This is a genomic window from Rhodanobacter fulvus Jip2 (assembly GCF_000264315.1).
GTDB lineage: Bacteria > Pseudomonadota > Gammaproteobacteria > Xanthomonadales > Rhodanobacteraceae > Rhodanobacter > Rhodanobacter fulvus.
The window spans coordinates 13,843-35,444 of record NZ_AJXU01000033.1 but is presented as its reverse complement, the minus strand read 5'-3'; the positions used below and the strand labels follow the sequence as shown (position 1 = coordinate 35,444).

The following is a 21,602-nucleotide window of genomic DNA, read 5'->3' as shown; positions in this document are numbered from 1 at the left end:
CCCTCTCCCCAGCCCTCTCCCCGGAGGGGAGAGGGGGCAGTTCTGGCTTCGATACGGCTTCATCGCCAGATGGTTCGGCAAGCGGCGATGAAGGCAGCAACCACTTGTCCACCGCCACGCGTCCGTCGAATACGAAACAGTCGCCCTGCCAATGCGCGCCGTCGGTCTGTTCCAGGTATTTCAGGATGCCGCCTTCGAGCTGGTAAACATGTTCCATCCCCAGCGCCTGCATATGCAGCGCGGCTTTCTCGCAGCGGATGCCGCCGGTGCAGTACGACACCACGGTCTTGCCGGCGTAGCGATCGCGATCGGCGGCGATGGCGGCGGGGAAGGCGGTGAAATTGGCTAGTGCGTAGTCGACCGCGCCGCTGAAGCGGCCCAGCGCGATTTCGTAATCGTTGCGGGTATCCAGCAACACCACGTCGCGGCCGGCATCGTCGCGACCGCTCGACAGCCAGCGTTGCAGCGTGGGCGCGTCGACGGCGGGCGCGCGGCCGCCCTCGGGCTGGATCGCGGGTTGGCGCATGCTGATGATTTCGCGTTTCAGGCGTACCCGCAGACGGCCGAACGGCACGCTGTCGGAGAGCGATTCCTTCATCGCCATGTCGGCAAAGCGCGGATCGGCATGCAGCTGCGCCAGGAACTGGTCGATGCCCTCGCGGCCGCCGGCCAGGAACAGGTTGATGCCTTCGGGCGCCAGCAGGATGGTGCCCTTCAGCGCGGCCGATTCGCAGCACTCGCGCAGGCGTTCGCGCAGCCCGGGCAGGTCGTCCAGGCGGATGAATTTGTAGGCGGCAATGTTGACGATCGACATGGAAAACTTCGCAAGCAAGCCGGCAATTATACGCGGCGGGGCGAAGCGGCCGGCGCGGGCAGGGTTTCCAGCGCGGCCAGCAGCTGGTCGACATGGGCGTCGTCATGGGCTGCCGACAGCGTGATGCGCAGGCGCGCCTTGCCGGCGGGGACGGTGGGCGGGCGGATCGCGCCGACCAACAGGCAGTGCTGTTCCAGATGGCGCGAGGCGGCCACGGCGGTGTCGGCGTCGCCCAGCAACAACGGCTGGATCGCGCTGGATGACGGCAGCAGCGGCAGGCCCAGCTCGGCCGCGCCGCGGCGGAAGCGGGCGATGCTGGCGGCGAGTTTTTCGCGACGCCACGTTTCGGACTGCGCCAGTTGCACCGCGGCCAGCGCAGCGGCGGCCACGGCCGGCGGCATCGCGGTGGTGTAGATGTACGGTCGGGCCAGTTGGGTGAGGCCGTCGATCAGCGAGGCCGAACCGGCCACGAACGCGCCGGCGCAACCCAGCGCCTTGCCCAGCGTGGCCATTAGCACGGGCACTTCATGCTGGCCCAGACCGGCCGCGCTGAGACTGCCGGCGCCATCGCTGCCCAGCACGCCCAGGCCGTGGGCATCGTCGACCATCAAGGTGGCCTGTTCGCGCGCGCACAGATCGGCCAGTTCGCGCAGCGGCGCCACGTCGCCATCCATGCTGAATACGCCGTCGGTGGCCAGCAGTGCGGCGGCGCCGCCACGGCTGGAAAACTGGCGTGCCGCCGCGGCCACGTCGGCGTGCGGATAGCGTTTCAGCTCGGCGCCGGAAAGCTGCGCGCCATCCAGCAGGCAGGCGTGGTTGAGCTTGTCCTGCAGGCACAGGTCGCCGCGCGCGAGCAGTGTCTGCAACACGCCAAGGTTGGCCATGTAGCCGGTGGAAAACAGCAACGCGCGATCGCGCCCGGTCCATGCGGCCAGGGCTTCTTCCAGTGCGGCATGTTCGCGGCGGTGGCCGCAGATCAGGTGAGCGGACGTGCTGCCCACGCCTTCATCGTCCGCCGTGCGCTTGAACGCGGCGATGAGCTGCGGGTGTTGCGCCAGGCCCAGGTAGTCGTTGCTGCAGAATGACAGCAGGCGCCGGCCGCCGCTTTCCAGCCAGGGACCATCCGCGTGGTCGATCGTGCGCAGGCGGCGCAGCAGTTGGCCGGATTCGCGTTCGGCGGTGAGGGTGGCGAGGCGGTGGAGCAAGTTTGGACGGGTCATGAAGCCAGGGCGAAGAGCAACCCCCTCCCAACCTCCCCCTGCGAGCAGGGGGAGGAGCAGAGCCGCGTGCTCCCTCGCACCCGCATGCGCGCTTTGCTCCCTCCCCTGCTTGCCCCAAAGGGACTTCCTTCGGTCGCAGGGGAGGGCTGGGGAGGGGTGCTCTTGCTCCTACGCTGCCGCACTGCAACCGCAACCCTGCCCGCAACTCGCCGCCACACCCTCGGCGATATCGGCATGCACCGTGTTCGCCTGTTCGACAACCTCCATCGGATGCAGATCGAGCCGGCGAAACAAGGCGTGATCGGCGGCCACATCGGGATTGCCGGTGGTGAGCAGCTTGTCGCCCAGGAAGATCGAGCCGGCGCCGGCGAAAAAGCACAAGGCCTGCACCGCGTCATCCATCTGCTGGCGACCGGCCGACAGGCGCACGATCGAGCGCGGCATCAGGATGCGCGCCACCGCGATGGCGCGCACGAACTCGAAAGGATCCAGCGGCTCGGCATTGGCCAGCGGCGTGCCGGGCACCGGTACCAACTGGTTGATCGGCACCGACTGCGGATGCGCGGGCAGGTTGGCCAGCGCCTGCAGCAACCCGGCGCGCTGCTCGCGCGTCTCGCCCATGCCGACGATGCCGCCGCAGCAGGTTTTCAGGCCGGCATCGCGTACCTGTTCCAGCGTGACCAGGCGATCCTGGTAGTCGCGGGTGTGGATGATTTCGCCGTAGAACTCGGGCGCGGTGTCGATGTTGTGGTTGTAGTAATCCAGCCCCGCATCCTTCAGCGCCTGTGCGTGGCCATCACCCAGCAGGCCCAGCGTGGCGCAGGTTTCCAGCCCCAGATCCTTCACCGCGCGCACGATAGCGGCGACCTTGGGGATGTCGCGATCCTTCGGTCCGCGCCATGCTGCGCCCATGCAGAAGCGGCTGGCGCCCGCATCCTTCGCGGCGCGGGCGCGCTGCAGCACCTCGTCGATTTCCAGCAGTTTCTGCGCCTGCACGCCGGTGTCGTAGCGCGCCGCCTGCGGGCAATAGGCGCAATCCTCGGGACAGCCGCCGGTCTTGATCGACAGCAAGGTCGACACCTGCACCGCGTTCGGATCGTGGTGTTCGCGGTGCACGGCGTGCGCGCGGAATAGCAGGTCGTTGAACGGCAGGGCGAACAGCGCGACGACCTCGTCGCGGGTCCAGTCGTGGCGGACGGCAGCAGGCATGGCGGACTCCAGGGCAGAGGCCGCGAAGTGTGGGCGGGGCTCGCCGCCTCGTCAACCTGGAATGAACTACCAAGGTTGACGAGGCGGCTGCCCGCGACACTATTTACTGGCGTCGCGTACCGCCTTCACCTGCTCGGCAGTCACCGGCTTGCCCTGGTTGCCCCACGAAATACGCTCGTGGTTGGCGATGTCGGCGATATCCGCGTCGTTGAGGCTGGCGGCGAACGGCGGCATCGCGCTGGGATAGCTGACCCCATCGATGGCTTCGCCATGCAGGCCGTGCAGGATCACGTCCAACTGTTTGGTCGGATCCGCGCTCAGCACGGCGGGGTTGCCCTTGAGTGGCGGGAAGGCACCGGGCAGTCCCAGGCCGGTGGGCTGATGGCAGGCCGCGCAATAGGTGCCGTAGAGCTGCGCGCCGTGGGCCGGATCGAACGTGTATGGCCCGGTGGCCGCCGGCGGCGGCGCGGCGTTCTCATCCACCGGTGCCTTGGTGATCTGCGGCTTGGCCAGCGCCTCGCCCGGCGCGGCGATCTCCAGGATGCCTTGCGCGCCGAGCACGGCGTGCGCCATCGAGTGATCCACGAACGGATAGTGGCCCGCCTCGTCCAGCGTGAGGTCGAACACCGCGCCCTCGCCCGGCCCCACCGTGTAGGTGGAGACGCCGTCGATGGCTTGCGCCGGGTTGCCGCCGGGGTAGACCTTGTCGAAGATCGCGCCGATCACGTGGAACGCGCTCCACAGGTTCGGGCCGGCGTTCACCACATACAGGCGCACCAGGTCGCCCGGTTTGGCGGTCAACGGATGCTGCACGTACTGGAACGCGGCGCCGTTGAACACCACTTCGTCGGGACGGATCTGCTGCATCTTCTCGTAATTGCCCGCCATCAGCGTGCCGGACACCTGCTGCGTGTACCACTCGCCCTGCACCAGCACGTAGCTCTCGGCGGCCGGCGGCAGCGGCTCGGCCGGGTCGACGATGATCGCGCCGTACATGCCGTTGCCGATGTGCAGCAACACCGGCGGCGTGCCGCAGTGATAAAGGAACGCGCCCGGCACCTTGGCCACGAACGAGAAGGTGATCGACTCGCCCGGCATGATGTCCACGTAATGCAGGCTCGGCGGCGTGATGGCCGAGTGGAAGTCGATCGAGTGCTGCATGGTGCCGCGGTTGGTGAGGGTGACGTTGACCGTCTGCCCCTGGCGCACGTGGATCACCGGGCCGGGCACGGTCTTGCCGAAGGTCCAGGCCTGGTACTGCACACCGCTGGCGATCTCCACCGTGTCGTCGCTGGAAGTGATGTGCACGTCCACGCTGTCGCCCGGCTGCAGTGGCGGCAGGCGCGCATCACGCGCCTGCTTGATCGGCTGGGTGGAAGCCAGTGACAGCGGCGTCACCGCGGCGGCGGCGGCGGCGGGGCTGGCGCTGCGCACGTTCAGCGCGCTGTGCAGGCCGGCCAGCAGCAGCGCCACCAGCAGCAGCACGCCAGCCAGCGCCGGCCCCTGCACGCGCCAGGACAGGTGCTGCACCTGCTCCAGCGGTACACGGCTGTTCCATTCGGAAAACCGGCGCCAGCTTGGCCAGCGGCTCTCGATCAGGTAATCGACGCTGTACGGGCTGGGGCCGGCGCGCAGGTTGATCACGATCAGGGCGGCGAAAATCAGCACGAAGCTGATCGCCGCGCCGATGTTGTTGGCGCCCACCGAATACGGTCCGCCGAAACCCTCGGCGGTACTCCAGATCAGCAGGCTGAAAAGAATGCCCACGACATAGGTGATCTTGCGCGCGAAGCCCAGCAGCAAGGCCAGCGCCAGCAAGGTCTCGGCGATCCGTGTGGCCCATACGAACAGACCCACGTTCGGCGTCACCAGGGCGATCCACATCTGGAACCACCAGGCTGACCACGCCGGCTGGCCGGTGGCGGCGTTGTGCAGGTAGCCCACGTAGTGATCGGCGAAGCCATCGGTCCAGGTCAGCGCGGCGCTTACCGCCCAGATCACGCCGAAGGCCACACGCAGCGCGGTACCGGCAAGTGTTGGCCAGGTCGACGGAGCGGCTTGGTTGTCGTGCGACGAGATCATTCAGGCCTCCTGAGTGGGTAGAGAGGACGGGTACGCGGCGCTGCGTACCCATCGATCATCAAGTGTAGACCGTGAACGTGCAATCGATGCGAGCCGGCTTTTGCCGCTACCATCGAGCGATGCCGGAACGGTAGGTACATGGACACGACCCATCGCCAGCGATCCTGGCCGCTGCTGCTGCACTGGCTGTTGCCACTGCGCTGCCTGCTGTGCGGCGGCGCGGGCGCGCACGGCATGGACTTGTGTGCCGACTGCCGCAAGGAGTTGCCGCGCAACCAGAGCTGTTGCGCCCGCTGCGCCCTGCCGTTGGCCACACCCGCCGCGCTGTGCGGCGAATGCCAGCGGCGGTCGCCACCATGGGACGCCGCGTGGGCGCCGTTTCGCTACGGCTGGCCGTTGAACCGGCTGGAATCACGCTTCAAATTCGGCGCCGACCTGGCTGCCGGCCGCGTGCTCTCCAGCCTGTGGCGGCACGAAAGCCGACCCGTGGCATTGCCACAGCAGATCGTGACCGTGCCGCTGCACCGCAGCCGCCTGCGCCAGCGCGGCTACAACCAGGTACTGGAACTGGCGCGACCGCTGGCACGCGAACTGCGCCTGCCGCTATGCGTCGATTCGATCCAGCGCGTGCGCCGCACCGAGGCGCAGACCGAGCTCGATGCGGTAGGTCGCAGGCGCAACGTGCGTGGCGCCTTTGCGCTGCACGGGGGTGTGGTGCTGGCGCCGCACGTGGCGCTGATCGATGACGTGATGACCACCGGCGCCACCCTGGCCGAATGCGCCCGCGTGCTGAAACGTGCGGGCGTGCAAAGGGTCGACGTCTGGGCGCTGGCGCGGGCCGGCAACCCGTAGGAGCGCACCTGTGCGCGATGCTTTTGTGGGATTTGGGATTCGGGATTCGGGATTCGCAAAAGCAAGAGCTCGCGCACAGGGTGCGCTCCTACATTGCCAGCGCCAGCACGATGCCGATCCACAGCGCCAGCCCGACCCAGTTGTTGTGACGGAAGGCGGCCAGGCAGGCGTCGCGCTGGCGGTCGCGGATCAGCCACAACTGGTAGGCGAACAAGCCTGCGGCAACCAGCAAGCCCAGCCAGAACGGCCAGCCCAGGGCGGCGCGTTGCCCGACAAACAGCATCGCCAGCAGGAACGTGCTCATCAGCACACCCAGGATCGGCACGTCGGCATCGCCAAACAGGATCGCCGTGGACTTGGCGCCGGCCTTGAGGTCGTCCTCGCGGTCGACCATCGCGTATTCGGTGTCGTAGATCACCGACCACAGGATGTTGCCGATGAACAGCAGCCAGCCCACCGGTAACACCGTGCCGGTCGTGGCCGCGAACGCCATCGGAATCGCCCAGCCGAACGCCGCGCCCAACACCACCTGCGGCATGTAGGTATAGCGCTTGGTGAACGGGTACAGCGCCGCCAGCGCCGCGCCCACGAAGGACAATTCGATGGTCAGCCGGTTGGTGAACAGCACCAGCACGAACGCCACCGCCAGCAGCGCGCCGGCCACCAGCAGCGCCTCGCGCGGCGTGACCCGGCCGGCGGCAATCGGCCGCCCCGCCGTGCGGGCCACCTGCGGGTCGAGCTGGCGGTCGGCGTAATCATTGATGGCGCAGCCGGCGGCGCGCATCGCGAACACGCCCAGGGTGAAGATGACCAGCAGCTGCCATGACGGGAAATCGCCCGCCGCCAACCACAGCGCCCACCAGGTCGGCCACAGCAGCAGCAGCGCGCCGATCGGGCGGTCCATGCGGGTCAGCACCAGGTAATCCAGCGCTTTCTCGCGGTGGCGCGCCGGCCAGCGGCGCAGCAGCCAGTTCAGCACCCGCGTGGCCGTGGTGGAACTGTCGGCCGGACGCGGCGCCTTCGCGCGCGGTCGCGCCGCCGCGCCGGGGCGCGGGCGGGGGGTTGGCGAGGGGGCGGCTTTCTGCGGGCGGCGCTTGCGGGACGTGGGAGCCATGGGCGAAGTTTAGCCCGAGCCCGGTGCCATGGCTGTGCCGCGCCGCACGCCCGCTGCGGCGCTGCCCGCAGCGTTGATCGACGACGAAAACACGCTGGCGTCGACCATGGTCGCCCTAAAGCGTCATGACGAACGGCCGATACATACTCAGGCCCACCGGTTCGGCCTCCGCCACATCTGGCCTTGGGCGGATGGCGCCTTGGAGTTCGGGAGGAGTGATGGTCGAGTGCGAATGCTCCGGGCGGGAGAACCAGGCGGCATCGGGCGCAGCCAACGTCGAGCCCGTCGACGCGTCCCGGTTGCTGGCGCATTCCCGCCTGCTCGACTCCGTGGCGGCGTTCACCCATCACCGCGACGTCGATGCGCTCGATCACAGCCTGGTGCTGTCGCTGGCCGAATTGACCTCGGTGCGCAGCGTGTCGCTGGGCAAATACACCACCGACAGCCATGGCCGGCTGCGCACCGTGGTGCGCTGCACGGTGGGCGCCCATGGCCATTATGCGTTGCGGGCGTTCGAGCCAGCGCCGAATGACCCGTCGCTGCGCCTGTTGCGCGAGGGACCGGGGCGGCTGGACGCGCATGAGGAACAGGGCGCCGAAGGGCTGCACTGGCTGATCGTGCCGATACTTTCCGAAGGCCGCGCGGTAGGCGCCTTGCAGCTGGAAAGCGAGGTGCCCTGCGGCGACAGCCTGCCACTGGTCGCCGGCTTTGCGCGCATCTATGCCAATTACACCGCGTTGCTCAACGAGAGCGAGCGCGACAAGCTGACCGGCTTGTACAACCGCCGCACGTTCGAGCGGCACCTGCAACGCCTGTTGCAGCCGGACCCGGCGGCGATCACCACCGAGGCGCTGGACGAGCGCCGCCATGCCGGCCCTCCCGCGCGCGACGAGGTCTGGCTGGCCATCCTCGATATCGACCATTTCAAGCGCATCAACGACAGCTACGGCCATGTCTACGGTGACGAGGTGATCCTGCTGCTGGCGCAGCAGATGCGTGCCTGTTTCCGCCAGTCAGACGTGTTGTTCCGCTTCGGCGGCGAGGAGTTCGTGATCCTTCTGGCGGCGCACGACGAAACCATCGTGCGCAGCGTGCTGGAGCGGTTCCGCCTGCGCATGGCCGAGTACGTCTTTCCGCAGGTGGAGCACGTCACCGTCAGCATCGGCTATGCGCGTATCGGCGAGCACGACTACCCCGCCACCATCCTCGAGCGCGCCGACAAGGCGCTGTACTTCGCCAAGGAGCACGGGCGCAATTGTGTGCACGGTTTCGAGGCGCTGACGGCGCAGGGCCTGCTGGCTCCCGGCGGCGCGGCGGCGGGAAGCATCGACCTGTTCTGATCGAGCCTCCCTGATCGGCCCGCGCGGGTCAGCCCTGCAGCAACAGCCGGTAGGCGCTGTGGTCGCTCTCGTTGCGATACGGGTAGCCCAGCGTCTCGAGGAAGCGCTGGAACAGCTCGCGTTCGTCCGGCGGCACCTGGATGCCGACCAGGATGCGGCCGTAATCGGCGCCCTGGTTGCGGTAGTGGAACAGGCTGATGTTCCAGTCCGGATGCATGTGGCCCAGGAAGCGGGTCAGCGCGCCGGGGCGCTCGGGGAATTCGAAACGGTACAGCTGCTCGTCCTGCGCCAGCGGCGAGCGACCGCCCACCATGTGGCGCAGATGCAGCTTGGCCAGCTCGTCGTCGGTGAGGTCGAGGACGCCGAAATCCTGCGCGTGGAAGGCGGCGATCAAGGCCTCGCGTTCGTTCCGGCCGGTGGTCTGCACGCCCACGAAGATGTGCGCCAGCCGTGCGTCGCCGACGCGGTAGTTGAACTCGGTGATGCTGCGATCGCCCAGCGTGGCGCAGAACCGGCGGAAGCTGCCGCGTTGCTCGGGCACGGTCACCGCGAACACGGCTTCGTGCTGCTCGCCGACTTCGGCGCGCTCGGCCACGAAGCGCAGCTGATCGAAATTCATGTTGGCGCCGGAGACGATCGCCACCAGCGCGCCCTCGCTCTGTTCGCCCGCGGCCTTCTGCTCGGTGAGGTATTGCTTGAGCCCGGCCAGCGCCAGTGCGCCGGCGGGTTCGGGAACGCTGCGGGTTTCCTGGAACACGTCGCGAATGGCGGCGCAGATCGCATCGGTGTCGACCCGCAGCATGGCGTCGACGTGACGCTTGCACAGGGCATAGGTGCGTACGCCGACCTGCTTCACCGCGGTGCCGTCGGAAAACAGGCCCACTTCGTCCAGCGTCACCCGTTCGCCGGTTTCCAGCGAGCGGGCCATCGCATCGGAGTCGGCCGCCTGCACGCCGATGACCTTGACCTCCGGGCGCAGCGACTTGATGCAGGCCGCCACGCCAGCCAGCAGGCCACCGCCGCCAACCGGCACGAACACCGCCTCCAATGGACCCGGGTGCTGGCGCAGGATCTCCAGGCCGATGGTGGCCTGGCCGGCGATCACGTCCGGATCGTCGAACGGGTGCACCACGGTGTAGCTGTGGGCGTACTGCAGGCGCAGCGCCTCGGCCTGGGCCTCGCTGTACGAGTTGCCGCACAACACCACCTCGACCGAATCGCCGCCGATGCGGCGCACCGCGTCGAGCTTGACCTTGGGTACCGTCACCGGCATCACGATGACCGCGTGGATGCCCAGCTTCGCCGCTGCCAGCGCCACGCCCTGGGCATGGTTGCCGGCGGACGCGGCGATCACGCCGCAGGCACGCTGGGGCGGATCGAGCCGGCTCATCTTGTTGTAGGCGCCGCGCAGCTTGAACGAAAAGACCGGCTGCTGATCCTCGCGCTTCAATGCCACCGGCCGGCCGTAGCGGGTCGACAGCAGCGGTGCCGGCTGCAACGCCGTCTCACGCGCCACGTCGTATACGCGCGCGGCGTACATGCGCCGCAACAACTCCTCGTCGGACAACGAGGGCACCCCGTCCGGTTGCACCGGCGCCTTGCTGGTGACGGCATTCATCATCAGTCCGCCGTTGCCTGGTGGCTGACTTCCAGCACGTCGATCAGCTTGCGCGTCTGGCGCACGATCTGCACCACGGCCTGGTCGTCGCCGCGGATGCTGAGCACCAGCTTCGAGATGGCCGGGTCGGCGGTGGCGGCCACGTTGAGCGAGTCGATGTTGTAGCTGCGCGAGGCGAACAGCCCGGCCACGCGTACCAGCGCGCCGGTTTCGTTCTGCAGCATGATGGTAAGCGTGTGTTGCGTGACGGCGTTCATGGGCATTGGCTCAAAACATGTCGTTGCGAAGGGTTTCGTCGCCGGCGGCGCGCTGCCGCGAGGCGATGAAATCACCGGTGATCATCTGGGCGTACGACATGCCCGGGCCCACCATCGGGTAGACGCCGGCGTCCGGATCGATCATCACTTCCAGGAAGGCCGGGCCTTCGAACGCCAGGAACTCGGCGATGGTGTCAGCCAGTTCCTCCTTGCGCTCCAGCCGGCGCGCCCAGGTGAAGCCGTCGGCCTGCACGGCCTTGATGAAATCCTTGGTGTGCAGGCTCTTGTCGGAGGAGGCGAAGCGGCCCTTGAAGAACAGCTTCTGCCACTGCCGCACCATGCCGTCGCCGCGATTGTTGAGCAGCACGATCTTCACCGGCAGGCCGTAGGTGGTGACGGTTTCCAGCTCGCCCAGGTTCATGCGGATGCTGCCGTCGCCATCGATGTCGATGACGGTGGCGTCGCGCCGCGCGAACTGCGCGCCGATGGCCGCGGGCAGGCCGAAACCCATCGTGCCCATCGAGCCGGAGCTGAGCCAGTGGCGGGGCGCGCGGTAATCGAAATACTGCGCCGCCCACATCTGGTGCTGGCCCACGCCGGTGCTGATGATGGCGCGGCCGTCGGTGATGCGGTTGATCGCCTCGATCACCGCGTACGGCTGGATCAGCTCGCTGTCGTGGTCGTAGTTCAGCGCATGCACGCGCTTGAGCTCGGCGATGTGCGCGTGCCAGGCGGCGTAGCGGCCGTCCTGCCGCGGCTGGATGCCGTGCGCCGCGCCGTACTCGCGCAGGCGCTCGAGCGTGCGCCGCAGGTCGCCGATGTGGTGCCAGTCCACCGTCTTGACCTTGCCGATCTCGGCCGGATCGATGTCCACCTGGGCGATGAATTTCGCGCGGGGAGCGAACTTGTCCGGCACGCCGGCCACGCGGTCGTCGAAGCGCGCGCCCAGGGTCAGCACGAAATCGCAATCTTCCACGGCGTAGTTGGCGTAGGCGGTGCCGTGCATGCCCAGGAAGTGCAGCGCCAGCGGATCGGTGGTGTCGAACGCGCCCAGGCCCATCAGCGTGGTGGTGACCGGCAGGCCGAAATCGGCCACGAAGCCGCGCAGCGCCTCGGCGGCACCGGAGGCAATCACGCCGCCGCCGGCGTAGATCAGCGGACGCTCGGCCTTGGCCAGCGCCTCGAAGAAGCTGGCGCAACCGGCATCGTCCAGTTGCGCCGACTGCACGTTGCGCAGCCGCGCGCGATAGCCGGGAATGGGCAGCTGGCCCTGGCCGGCAAAGGTCAGCGCGGTGTTCTGTACGTCCTTGGGCACGTCCACCACCACCGGCCCGGGCCGCCCGCTGCGGGCGATCTCGAACGCGGTACGCAAGGTGGCCTCCAGCACGCTGGCATCGGTGACCAGGAACACGTGCTTCGCGCAGGCGCCCATGATCGTGCTGACCGGCGCCTCCTGGAATGCGTCGCTGCCGATGGCGGCGACGCCGACCTGGCCGCAGATCACTACCAGCGGGATCGAGTCGGCCATCGAATCACGCACCGGCGTGACCATGTTGGTGGCGCCGGGGCCGGAGGTGACCACGGCCACGCCGACCTTGCCGGACGCGCGCGCGTACCCGGCCGCCATGAAACCCGCGCCCTGCTCGTTGGCCGGCACGATCAGCGGCAACGGCTCGCTGCCGTCGTCGTTGGGATGGGTGGCGTTGTAGCGGAATACGGCGTCGTAGACCGGCAGGATGGCGCCGCCGGAATAACCGAACATCACGTCGACGCCCTCGTCCGCCAATACCTGCACGATGACCTCGGCGCCGCTCATCGACTTCGCCGCCAGCGGGTGCAGGTTGCCGGCGGACGCCGGGGTGGACTGGGTATTCATCAGTTGTGCATTCACGATGGTGCGGTTCCTTGGCATGGCCGGCAGCCGCCGGGTGCTTGGACGCGATGCGGTGGCGGTGCGACGCACCGGTCACCCCAACGCTTGTGTCATGAGTGGGAGGTCGATTCCCGTGGTGGTCGTCCTGACCTGACCGGAACGCCGTAGATCTCGGCGATCTTCTGATCCTGTTCCTTCGCGCAGAAGCTTTCCCACATCAGGCCATTGACGTCGGTGGTGCTGGAGAAGCCTTCGGCGAGGTCGTCCTCGAAGCCGATATGGCGCAACTGGCCCGCACGCTCCGGCATCTGGTTGATGGAGAAGTTGAGCAGGTCGGTACGCCACATCGCGTACTTGCCGGCAACGACGGCGCTCGGCGGGGCATCCAGTCGCCGGCTGTAGTCGTCGATCGACTCGGCCAGGTCGCGAACCGCCAGCGCAATGTGAAAACGTTTCACGTCATGTCCCCGGTGGAAAAATATTGCCGCTCCGTTCCCCGGCGAACCGGGGAACGGGACGTCGATCAGCCTGCCTGCTTCGCCGTTTCCGGCTGCAGCCACGGCATGCGGGCGCGCAGCTTGGCGCCCACCACTTCGATCGGGTGCTCCAGGTCGGCCTTCTTGAACTTGTTGTAGTTCGGCAGGCCGGCTTCGTGCTCGGCGATCCAGTTGCGCGCGAAGGTGCCGTTCTGGATGTCGGTCAGCACGTCCTTCATGCGCGCCTTGACGCCGGCGTCGATCACGCGCGGGCCGCTGACGTAGTCGCCGTACTGGGCGGTCTCGGACACGAACTGCAGCATCTTGGTGATGCCGCCTTCGTAGAACAGGTCCACGATCAGCTTCAGTTCGTGCAGCACTTCGTAGTAGGCGATTTCCGGCTGGTAGCCCGCTTCAACCAGGGTCTCGAAGCCGGCCTGCACCAGCGACGAGGCGCCGCCGCACAGCACGGCCTGCTCGCCGAACAGGTCGGTCTCGGTCTCTTCCTTGAAGTCGGTCTTGATCAGCATGGCGCGGCCGCCGCCGATGCCGTTGGCATAGGCATGCGCCTTGGCCTCGGCCTGGCCGGACACGTCCTGGTACACCGCCCAGATGCTGGGCACGCCGCGGCCGCGCTCATACTCGGTGCGCACCAGCGCGCCGGGGCCCTTGGGCGCCACCAGGATCACGTCGATGTCCTTGCGCGGGTCGATCCGCTTGAAGTGCACGTTGAAGCCGTGCGCGAACAGCAGCGCGGCGCCGGGCTTGATGTTCGGCTCGATGCTCTGCGTGTAGACGTCTGCCTGCACCATGTCGGGCGTCAGCACCGCGACCAGGTCGGCACCCTTCACCGCCTCGCCCGGCTCGGCCACCTTGAAGCCTTCGGCACTGGCCTTCTCCCACGACGGGCCGCCCTTGCGCAGGCCGACGACGACGTCGAGGCCGGAGTCGCGCAAGTTGAGGGCGTGGGCGCGGCCCTGGCTGCCGTAGCCGAGAATGGCGATGCGGGCGTTGCCCAGGGTGTCGTTGTTGCTCATGCGGTAACTCCTGCTTTGGTTGGTTTGTTGGTGTGGGCGGGCGTCTGCACCGCCGTATCGGGATGGGTGTTGGCGCCGTCGGAGGCGGAACCAACCAGCCGCGCGTACTTGGCCAGTACGCCGCGGGTGACTTTGGGCTCGGGCGGCTGCCAACTGGCGCGGCGGCCGTCGAGGTCGGCATCGGTGACGATTTCGCGGGTGTTGGCGTCGATGCGCACGTGGTCGCCGTCACGCAACAGCGCGATCGGGCCGCCGCGTGCCGCTTCGGGCGCGATGTGGCCCACCATGAAACCGTGGGTGGCGCCGGAGAAGCGGCCGTCGGTGATCAGCGCCACGTCGTCGCCCAGGCCGCGGCCGATCAGCGCGGCGGTGACGCCCAGCATCTCGCGCATGCCGGGGCCGCCGGCGGGGCCTTCGTTGCGGATCACCACCACGTCACCCTTCACGACGCGACCTTCCTGCACGGCGGCGAACGAGGCTTCCTCGCTTTCGAACACGCGTGCGGTGCCTTCGAAGTGGGTGGCGCCATGGCCGGCGCTGTTCTTGCCGGGAATTTTCAGGATGCAGCCTTCCGGCGCCACATTGCCGTAGAGGATGGAATAGCCGCCGCGCGGCTTGATCGGCGCGCTGACCGGGAACACCACGTGCTGGTCCTCGAACCGCGGCGCATCGGCGGCTTCGGCAAACAGCGTGCGGCCGGTGACGGTGGGCGCGTCCTGCAGCATGTCGGCGGCGATCAGCTCCTGCGCCACGCGGGCGATGCCACCGGCGTCGAACAGCTCGACCGCGGTGTACTGGCCGCCGGGCAGCAGGTCGGAGATCACCGGAGTGTTCTCGGATGCGGGCTGGAAGTCTTCCAGCGTCCACGGCACGCCGGCTTCGCGCGCGATCGCCAGCAGGTGCAGCACGGCGTTGGTGGAGCCGGCGGTGGCGGCGACCATGCGCGCGGCGTTGCTCAGCGCGGTGCGGTTGAACATCGAACTGGGACGGCGATCCTCGCGCAGGCATTCCATCACCAGCTCGCCGCAGCGCTGCGCGGCTTTGAGCTTGTCCGGATGGGTGGCGGGGATGTCGTTCAAGCCCATCGGCGAGAGGCCGAGGGTGGTCAACACCATGGCCATGGTGTTGGCGGTGAACTGGCCGCCACACGCGCCGGCGCCGCAGCAGGCGTCGCGCTCCACGGAGAGCAGTTCGGCATCATCGATCTTGCCGGCGCCGTGCGCGCCAACCGCTTCGAACACCTGCTGGATGGTGATCGGGCGGTTCTTGTGCAGGCCATGCGCAATGGTGCCGCCGTACAGCGCCACCGCGGGGATATCCAGCCGCGCCATCGCCATCGCGGCGGCGGGGATGGTCTTGTCGCAACCGCACAACACCACCATCGCGTCGCACATGTGGCCTTCCACGGCCGCCTCGATGGAGTCGGTGATGACTTCGCGGCTCACCAGCGAATAGCGCATGCCCGCCGTGCCCATGGCGATGCCGTCGGTGACCGCGATGGTGTTGAACTCCACCGGCGTGCCGCCCGCGGCGCGAATGCCCTTGGCGACTTCGGCGGCCAGATCGCGCAGGTTGAGGTTGCACGGGCTGACGTCGGACCAGGTATGGACCACGGCGACCAGCGGCTTCCTGATCGCGTCGTCATCCATGCCGGTGGCGCGCAGCATGGCGCGGGCGGGGGCACGATCGGGGCCGGTCTTGATTGCATCACTACGCATGGCGGTTCCAGTAGGACATGGGGAGGGGGCGTCCGGTCAGCCGGCCGAGCGCAGGGAAGGGGCGGCGCTGGCGTAGCCGTCCAGGGCCTGCAGCACCGCGTCCAGCACGTCTTGGGTGCCGGCCTGGCCGCCGATGTCGCGGCTGTGCGGGCCGTCGTTCAGCACGCGGTCGATGGCGGCTTCGATCGCCACGGCTTCGGCTTCCAGTTGCAGCGAATGGCGCAGCAACAGCGCGGCGGAGAGGATGGTGCCGACCGGGTTGGCGACGCCCTTGCCGGCGATGTCCGGGGCCGAACCATGAATCGGCTCGTACAGGCCCACGCGGCTTTCGCCAAGCGACGCCGACGGCAACAGGCCCAGCGAACCGGCCAGCGCGGCGGCCTCGTCGGTGAGGATGTCGCCGAACAGGTTCTCGGTGACCACCACGTCGTAGCGCGAGGGCTGGCTCAGCAGCAGCATCGCCATCGAGTCGACCAGTTGGTGCTCGACCTTCACGTCCGGGAATTCGGTGGCGATGCGCTGCACCGTGCTGCGCCACAGGCGCGAGGTTTCCAGCACGTTGGCCTTGTCCACCGAGGTGAGCTGCTTGCGCCGACCGCGTGCCAGCGCAAAGGCGCGGCGGGCCACGCGTTCCACTTCGGCCACGGTGTATTTGCATTCGTCGGTGGCGGTGTCGTCGGTGCGCGTCTTGGCGCCGAAGTAGGCGCCACCGGTCAGTTCGCGCACGAACAGCACATCGACGCCCTGCAGGCGCTCGTTCTTCAGCGGCGACAGGTCGGCCAGCGCCGGGTGCACCTGCAACGGACGCAGGTTGGCGTACACGCCCAGCGCGGCGCGCAGGCCCAGCAGACCCTGCTCGGGCCGCACCGGCGCGTTCGGATCGGACCATTTCGGCCCGCCCACGGCGCCCAGCAGCACCGCATCGGCCTGCTGGCAGGCGGCCAGCGTGGCGGCGGGCAGCGGCTCGCCGGTGGCGTCGATGGCGCAACCGCCGATCAGCTGTTCGTCGAAGCTGAACTCGTGGCCGTAGTGGCCGGCCAAGGCCTGCAGCACGGCGACCGCCGCGGCGGTGACTTCCGGACCCACGCCGTCGCCGGGCAGAGTGACGATGCGTGCCTTCATGCCGCTTTCTCCTGTTTTTCAAAATCGCCGATGGCGTCGGTGTGCTGCAGCAGGAAACCGAGCTGGTCCACGCCGTTCAGCAGGCAGTGGCGGGCGAACGCCTCCAGCGTGAAGGCGACGTTGCTGCCGTCGGGCAGGGCGATCGTCTGCGCCTGCACGTCGATGGTCAGTTCCACGCCGGGGTTGTCCAGCAACCAGCGGTGCTGCTCTTCGGCGATCACGATCGCCAGCAGGCCGTTCTTCAGCGCGTTGTTGCGGAAGATGTCCGCGATCTCGCTGCACAGCACGGCCTTGATGCCGTAGTCGAGCAGCGCCCACGGCGCGTGTTCGCGCGAGGAGCCGCAGCCGAAATTGCGCCCGGCCACCAGGATCGAGCAGCCCTGCGACTGCGGCTGGTTGAGCGGGAAGGCGGGGTTGTCGGAGCCGTCGCTCTGGTAGCGCCAGTCGTTGAAGCACAGCTTGCCCAGGCCTTCACGCACCGTGGTGGTGAGGAAGCGCGCCGGGATGATGCGGTCGGTGTCGATGTTTTCGTCGGTCAGTACGGCGGTGCGCGACTGCAGGCGGGTAATCGGATTCATGCGGCAACCTCCGTCAGATACACGCGCGGATCGGCGATGACGCCCGCCACGGCCGACGCGGCCGCGGTGGCCGGGCTGGCCAGCACGGTGCGGGCGCCCTTGCCCTGGCGGCCCTCGAAGTTGCGGTTGGAGGTGGACACCACCAGCTGGCCCGGCTGGGCCAGGTCGCCGTTCATCGCGATGCACATCGAGCAGCCCGGCACGCGCCATTCGGCGCCGGCATCCAGAAACACCTGGTGCAGGCCTTCGCGCTCGGCGTCGCGGCGTACCGCCTCGGAACCGGGCACCACCAGCATGCGCACGCCGTCGGCCACGCGGCGGCCGCGCAGCACGCTGGCCGCCTCGCGCAGGTCGGGCAGGCGCGAGTTGGTGCAGCTGCCGATGAACACCACGTCCACCGCCATGCCTTCCATCGACTGGCCCGGCTCGTAGTGCATGTAGTCGCGGGCGCGGCGCTCCTGCGCGTTGGTCGGCTCGGGCAAGCTGGCGCTCAGCGCGCTGGCCATGCCCGGGTGGGTACCGTAGGTGACGGTAGGGCCGATCTTGCTGGCGTCGAAATGCACCTCGCGGTCGTAGCTGGCGCCCTCGTCGCTGCGCAGCGCGCGCCACTTCGCCACGGCGACGTCCCAGTCCGCGCCTTGCGGTGCCAGCGGGCGGCCCTTGAGCCAGGCAAAGGTGGTCTCGTCGGGGGCGATCATGCCGGCGCGGGCACCGGCCTCGATCGACATGTTGCAGATCGTCATGCGCTCTTCCATCGACAACGCCTCGATGGTCGGGCCGCGGTATTCCAGCACGTAGCCGGTACCGCCATCGACGCCGATGCTGCCGATGATGTGCAGGATCAGGTCCTTGGCGCCCACGCCGGCCGGCAGCTTGCCGTCCACGTGGATCGCCAGAGTTTTCGGCTTGCGCTGCAGCAGGCACTGGGTGGCCAGCACGTGGCCCACTTCGGTGGTGCCGATGCCGAACGCCAGCGCACCGAACGCGCCATGGGTGGAGGTGTGGCTGTCGCCGCAAACGATGGTCATGCCCGGCTGGGTGGCGCCCAGCTCCGGGCCGATCACGTGCACGATGCCGCGCTGGTCGCTGTCCCAGCCATGCAGGGTGACGCCGAACTCGGTGCAGTTGGCTTCCAGCTGTTCCACCTGCGCCTTGGCGGCGGCATTGGTGTACGGCCGCACGCCGTCCGCGCCGGTGGGCAGCGTGGGCGTGGAGTGGTCGAGCGTGGCCAGGGTGCGATCGGGGCGGCGCAGGGTGAGGCCGCGCTGGCGCAATTCGCTGAACGCCTGCGGCGAGGTGACTTCGTGCACCAGGTGCAGGTCGACGTACAGCACGGCGGGCGTATCGGTGGATTCGGGCGCCACCACGTGGGCGTCCCATACTTTTTCGAACAAGGTTCTTGCGGTCATGCGTTGGCTCCAGTCGACGCTGGCTGTTCCTGGGGAGTCCGGCCGTGGACGGCCGGTTCTTGGTTTTCGCGGTCACCGACAACATTCAGCCAGTTCCAGCGGTCTTCGGTACGGCCGTCGAACAGGCCGAAAAATGCCTGGCGCAGGGCCTTGGTGATCGGGCCGGGCGTGCCGTCGCCCACGTTCTTGCGATCGACCGAGCGCACCGGCGTGACCTCGGCGGCAGTGCCGGTCATGAAGATCTCATCGGCGGTATACAACGCCTCGCGCGGCAGGTCACGTTCTTCCACGCTCAGGCCCAGGTCGGCCGCCAGCGTCAGCACGGTGTCGCGGGTGATGCCGGCCAGGATGCCGGCGCTGGACGGCGGCGTCAGCAGCTTGCCGCGCTTGACCAGGAACAGGTTCTCGCCGGCGCCTTCGCTGAGCAGGCCGTTGTGGCCCAGCGCGATGCCTTCGTCGTAGCCGCCGCGGCGCGCCTCCAGCCCGATCAGCTGGCTGTTGAGGTAGTTGCCGCCGGCCTTGGCCCAGCTGGGGATGGTGTTCGGCGCGGGCCGGTTCCACGACGACACGCACACGTTCGCGCCGTGTTCGGCCGCGTCACCCAGGTACGCGCCCCAGTCCAGCGCCATGATCGCCACGTCCACCGGCGCCTCGCCCTTGGGCAGCACGCCCAGCCCGCCGGCGCCGCGGAACACGATCGGGCGCACGTAGGCCGACTTCATCTGGTTGGCGCGAATCAGCTCGATGCAGGCGGTGTTGATCTGCGCCTCGGTGTAGCCGATCTCGATCTCGTACACCTTGGCCGACTCGAACAGGCGCCGGGTGTGGTCCTCCAGCCGGAAATACGCCGGCCCGCGATGGGTCGCGTAAACGCGCTCGCCCTCGAATACCGAGGAACCGTAGTGCAGCGCGTGGGTGCTGACGTGGACATTGGCCTCGGCCCAGGGCTTGAGCTGACCGTTGTGCCAGATGAAAGGCGTGCTCATGGTGTGGATTCCAGTGCTTTCGGTGCGGAATGCGAGCGGGCCGGAGCCTGCCGTTCGATGCGGTTGACGATCGCCAGCGCGGCCAGTGCGGCGGCTTCCACGATGTCGGTGCTGACGCCGTTGCCGTGCCAGTCGAGGCTGCCGTGGCGAGCGGTGAGTTCGGCGCGACCCTGGGCATTGCCACCTTCGCCCATCGCGCGGATCTGGAACTGGGTCAGCGCCAGCTCGGTGCCGGTGGCGCGGGTGATGGCATGCAGCACGGCGTCGACCGGGCCGTCGCCGGCCCCTGTTTCGGCGACCTCGCGGCCATCCTCGTGGACCAGCGTCACCGCGGTGGAGCTGCCGCCGCCCAGCTGCGAGCTGGCGTTCAACCGCAGCAGGCTCCAGGGGCCGGTGGTGTCCGGATCCTGGCCCAGCGCCAGCGCCTGCAGGTCGTCGTCGTGGATGTCACGGCGCTGGTCGGCCAGCATCTTGAAGCGGGCGAAGATGCCGTCCAGGGTGGCGTCGTCGGGCGTGTGGCCCAGCTTCTGCAGCCGCTCGCGCAGCGCATGGCGGCCGGAATGCTTGCCCAGCACCAGACTGGTTTCGGCGATGCCCACATCCTGCGGATGCATGATTTCGTAGGTGCCGCGATGCTTCAGCATGCCGTGCTGGTGAATACCCGATTCGTGTGCGAACGCATTGTCGCCCACGATCGCCTTGTTGCGCGGCACCCCCTGGCCGGTCAATTGGGTCAGCAATCGCGAGGTGGGATACAGCTTGCGCGTATCGATGCCGGTGCTGACGCCGAAATGTGGCGCGCGCACTTTCAGCGCCATCACCAGTTCCTCCAGCGCGGCATTGCCGGCGCGCTCGCCGATGCCGTTGATGGTGCATTCCATCTGCCGCGCGCCCGCGCTGACGGCGGCCAGGCTGTTGGCCACGGCCATGCCCAGGTCGTTGTGGCAATGGCTGGAGAAGATCAGGTTCTCGGCGTTGCGCACGTTCTTGCGCAGGTAGGTGAACAGCTCGAACATCTCCGCCGGCGTGGTGTAGCCGACGGTGTCGGGGGCGTTCAGCGTGGTGGCGCCGGCGGCGGCCGCGGCGTTGAACACCTCGACCAGGAAGTCCGGCTCGGTGCGCAGCGCGTCCTCGGCGGAAAACTCCACCTCATGGCACAGCTGGCGGGCGCGCTCGACCGAGCGCACGGTGGCCTCCACGACCTGCTGCTTGCTCATGCCCAGCTTGTGCTCGCGGTGCAGCGGACTGGTGGAAAGGAACAGGTGGATGCGCGAGCGGCGCGCGCCCTCCAGCGCGCGGGCGCAGCTGTCGATGTCGCCGGGAACGCAGCGGGCCAGGCCGGCGACGGTGGTCTTCGTCAACGACTGGGCGATTTTCGCCACCGCGTTGAAGTCGTCCGGCGACGCCTGCGGGAAGCCGGCCTCCAGGATGTCCACGCCGAGTTCTTCCAGCGCATGCGCCAGTTTCAGCTTGGCGTGCAGATCCATCGAGAAGCCGGGCGCCTGCTCGCCATCGCGCAGGGTGGTGTCGAAGATCAATACGCGATCGGGCGACACGTCTTCGCCGTCACTGCTGTCGTTCGTTGCTGCCGGTTGGTTATTCATCGCTGGCTCCGCGGGGCGGTGCCAAGGGCATGAAAAAACCCCGCATTCGTTTCCGGGTGCGGGGTTCTTCGGGAGTCATCAGGTTATCTTCTAACTACCTGGACACATGCCCTCAGCCCGCACCTCCGTTGGTAATAAGGAGTACGAGTACAAGGACAAGGATGAGCGCGCCGCGCAATCGCGGCGGACCAGCAACCATCGCGGGATGATTCATTCCGGTGATGCGGCGATGTGTGCTGCGCTGCGACATGTCGTTGACCGTACGGCACACCCTCTGGCTTGTCAACACTTAC

The 21,602-nt window shown here is 68.2% G+C and carries 18 protein-coding genes; 2 read left to right on the top strand and 16 right to left on the bottom strand.

Going from position 1 to position 21,602, the window contains the following annotated elements; all coding sequences use genetic code 11:
* The 4 genes from UU9_RS08880 to UU9_RS08865 form a co-directional block, all read right to left on the bottom strand.
* Nucleotides 1–814, bottom strand: an 814-nt coding sequence (locus UU9_RS08880; protein ID WP_007081410.1) for a sulfurtransferase, incomplete at its 3' end; no start/stop codon positions are given.
* A 26-nt stretch (nt 815–840) separates the two neighbouring features.
* The gene (bioF, locus tag UU9_RS08875; protein WP_040670648.1) at nt 841–2,034 is read right to left on the bottom strand and encodes an 8-amino-7-oxononanoate synthase; all 1,194 of its coding nucleotides are present in this window, start codon (nt 2,032–2,034) and stop codon (nt 841–843) included.
* A 168-nt stretch (nt 2,035–2,202) separates the two neighbouring features.
* Nucleotides 2,203–3,243, bottom strand: a complete 1,041-nt coding sequence (gene bioB / locus UU9_RS08870; protein ID WP_007081408.1) for a biotin synthase BioB — start codon at nt 3,241–3,243, stop codon at nt 2,203–2,205.
* A 99-nt stretch (nt 3,244–3,342) separates the two neighbouring features.
* A complete protein-coding gene (locus UU9_RS08865; RefSeq protein WP_007081407.1) occupies nt 3,343–5,325 on the bottom strand; it encodes a multicopper oxidase domain-containing protein in 1,983 nt (660 codons plus the stop codon).
* A gap of 138 nt (nt 5,326–5,463) precedes the next feature.
* On the opposite strand from UU9_RS08865, the gene UU9_RS08860 reads away from it, so the two are divergent.
* Nucleotides 5,464–6,177 carry a ComFC family protein gene (locus tag UU9_RS08860; RefSeq protein ID WP_007081406.1) on the top strand — a complete coding sequence of 238 codons (714 nt, stop codon included), beginning with the start codon at nt 5,464–5,466 and terminating at the stop codon, nt 6,175–6,177.
* Nucleotides 6,178–6,265: 88 nt separating this feature from the next.
* Here UU9_RS08860 and ubiA read toward each other — a convergent pair whose 3' ends face one another.
* A complete protein-coding gene (gene ubiA / locus UU9_RS08855) occupies nt 6,266–7,291 on the bottom strand; it encodes a 4-hydroxybenzoate octaprenyltransferase (protein ID WP_007081405.1) in 1,026 nt (341 codons plus the stop codon).
* 218 nt (nt 7,292–7,509) lie between these two features.
* Between ubiA and UU9_RS08850 the strand changes: the two genes are divergently transcribed.
* Entirely contained in the window at nt 7,510–8,631 is a 1,122-nt protein-coding gene (locus UU9_RS08850) for a GGDEF domain-containing protein (protein WP_007081404.1), read from the top strand.
* Between the two features lie 28 nt (nt 8,632–8,659).
* Here UU9_RS08850 and ilvA read toward each other — a convergent pair whose 3' ends face one another.
* From ilvA to UU9_RS08795, 11 genes are all read right to left on the bottom strand, one after another.
* A complete protein-coding gene (gene ilvA, locus UU9_RS08845; protein ID WP_040670646.1) occupies nt 8,660–10,249 on the bottom strand; it encodes a threonine ammonia-lyase, biosynthetic in 1,590 nt (529 codons plus the stop codon).
* A 2-nt stretch (nt 10,250–10,251) separates the two neighbouring features.
* On the bottom strand, nt 10,252–10,506 hold the full coding sequence (gene ilvN / locus UU9_RS08840; RefSeq protein WP_007081402.1) for an acetolactate synthase small subunit: 255 nt from the start codon (nt 10,504–10,506) through the stop codon (nt 10,252–10,254).
* A 10-nt stretch (nt 10,507–10,516) separates the two neighbouring features.
* Nucleotides 10,517–12,382: a biosynthetic-type acetolactate synthase large subunit gene (ilvB, locus tag UU9_RS08835; RefSeq protein ID WP_007081401.1), complete on the bottom strand. Its 1,866-nt coding sequence runs from the start codon at nt 12,380–12,382 to the stop codon at nt 10,517–10,519.
* A 107-nt stretch (nt 12,383–12,489) separates the two neighbouring features.
* Nucleotides 12,490–12,837, bottom strand: a complete 348-nt coding sequence (locus tag UU9_RS08830) for a VOC family protein (RefSeq protein WP_007081400.1) — start codon at nt 12,835–12,837, stop codon at nt 12,490–12,492.
* 65 nt (nt 12,838–12,902) lie between these two features.
* Nucleotides 12,903–13,892 carry a ketol-acid reductoisomerase gene (gene ilvC, locus UU9_RS08825; RefSeq protein WP_007081399.1) on the bottom strand — a complete coding sequence of 330 codons (990 nt, stop codon included), beginning with the start codon at nt 13,890–13,892 and terminating at the stop codon, nt 12,903–12,905.
* Entirely contained in the window at nt 13,889–15,610 is a 1,722-nt protein-coding gene (gene ilvD, locus UU9_RS08820; RefSeq protein ID WP_007081398.1) for a dihydroxy-acid dehydratase, read from the bottom strand. Before ilvD ends, ilvC begins: the two co-directional genes overlap by 4 nt.
* A gap of 36 nt (nt 15,611–15,646) precedes the next feature.
* A complete protein-coding gene (gene leuB, locus UU9_RS08815) occupies nt 15,647–16,732 on the bottom strand; it encodes a 3-isopropylmalate dehydrogenase (RefSeq protein WP_007081397.1) in 1,086 nt (361 codons plus the stop codon).
* On the bottom strand, nt 16,729–17,310 hold the full coding sequence (gene leuD, locus UU9_RS08810; RefSeq protein WP_007081396.1) for a 3-isopropylmalate dehydratase small subunit: 582 nt from the start codon (nt 17,308–17,310) through the stop codon (nt 16,729–16,731). The genes leuB and leuD overlap by 4 nt, the downstream gene beginning before the upstream one ends.
* Nucleotides 17,307–18,719: a 3-isopropylmalate dehydratase large subunit gene (gene leuC / locus UU9_RS08805; RefSeq protein WP_007081395.1), complete on the bottom strand. Its 1,413-nt coding sequence runs from the start codon at nt 18,717–18,719 to the stop codon at nt 17,307–17,309. The genes leuD and leuC overlap by 4 nt, the downstream gene beginning before the upstream one ends.
* Nucleotides 18,716–19,705: a branched-chain amino acid transaminase gene (locus UU9_RS08800; RefSeq protein ID WP_007081394.1), complete on the bottom strand. Its 990-nt coding sequence runs from the start codon at nt 19,703–19,705 to the stop codon at nt 18,716–18,718. Before UU9_RS08800 ends, leuC begins: the two co-directional genes overlap by 4 nt.
* Entirely contained in the window at nt 19,702–21,309 is a 1,608-nt protein-coding gene (locus UU9_RS08795; protein WP_007081393.1) for a 2-isopropylmalate synthase, read from the bottom strand. Before UU9_RS08795 ends, UU9_RS08800 begins: the two co-directional genes overlap by 4 nt.
* Nucleotides 21,310–21,602: the final 293 nt, after the last annotated feature.

Coding starts and splice junctions, on each gene's coding strand:
- ilvB (WP_007081401.1), bottom strand. CDS start 12,382: ATGAATACCCAGTCCACCCCGGCGTCCGCCGGCAACCTGCACCCGCTG.
- UU9_RS08860 (WP_007081406.1), top strand. CDS start 5,464: ATGGACACGACCCATCGCCAGCGATCCTGGCCGCTGCTGCTGCACTGG.
- UU9_RS08800 (WP_007081394.1), bottom strand. CDS start 19,705: ATGAGCACGCCTTTCATCTGGCACAACGGTCAGCTCAAGCCCTGGGCC.
- bioF (WP_040670648.1), bottom strand. CDS start 2,034: ATGACCCGTCCAAACTTGCTCCACCGCCTCGCCACCCTCACCGCCGAA.
- leuD (WP_007081396.1), bottom strand. CDS start 17,310: ATGAATCCGATTACCCGCCTGCAGTCGCGCACCGCCGTACTGACCGAC.
- UU9_RS08865 (WP_007081407.1), bottom strand. CDS start 5,325: ATGATCTCGTCGCACGACAACCAAGCCGCTCCGTCGACCTGGCCAACA.
- ilvD (WP_007081398.1), bottom strand. CDS start 15,610: ATGCGTAGTGATGCAATCAAGACCGGCCCCGATCGTGCCCCCGCCCGC.
- ilvA (WP_040670646.1), bottom strand. CDS start 10,249: ATGAATGCCGTCACCAGCAAGGCGCCGGTGCAACCGGACGGGGTGCCC.
- UU9_RS08850 (WP_007081404.1), top strand. CDS start 7,510: ATGGTCGAGTGCGAATGCTCCGGGCGGGAGAACCAGGCGGCATCGGGC.
- UU9_RS08795 (WP_007081393.1), bottom strand. CDS start 21,309: ATGAATAACCAACCGGCAGCAACGAACGACAGCAGTGACGGCGAAGAC.
- ubiA (WP_007081405.1), bottom strand. CDS start 7,291: ATGGCTCCCACGTCCCGCAAGCGCCGCCCGCAGAAAGCCGCCCCCTCG.
- bioB (WP_007081408.1), bottom strand. CDS start 3,243: ATGCCTGCTGCCGTCCGCCACGACTGGACCCGCGACGAGGTCGTCGCG.
- leuB (WP_007081397.1), bottom strand. CDS start 16,732: ATGAAGGCACGCATCGTCACTCTGCCCGGCGACGGCGTGGGTCCGGAA.
- leuC (WP_007081395.1), bottom strand. CDS start 18,719: ATGACCGCAAGAACCTTGTTCGAAAAAGTATGGGACGCCCACGTGGTG.
- ilvN (WP_007081402.1), bottom strand. CDS start 10,506: ATGAACGCCGTCACGCAACACACGCTTACCATCATGCTGCAGAACGAA.
- ilvC (WP_007081399.1), bottom strand. CDS start 13,892: ATGAGCAACAACGACACCCTGGGCAACGCCCGCATCGCCATTCTCGGC.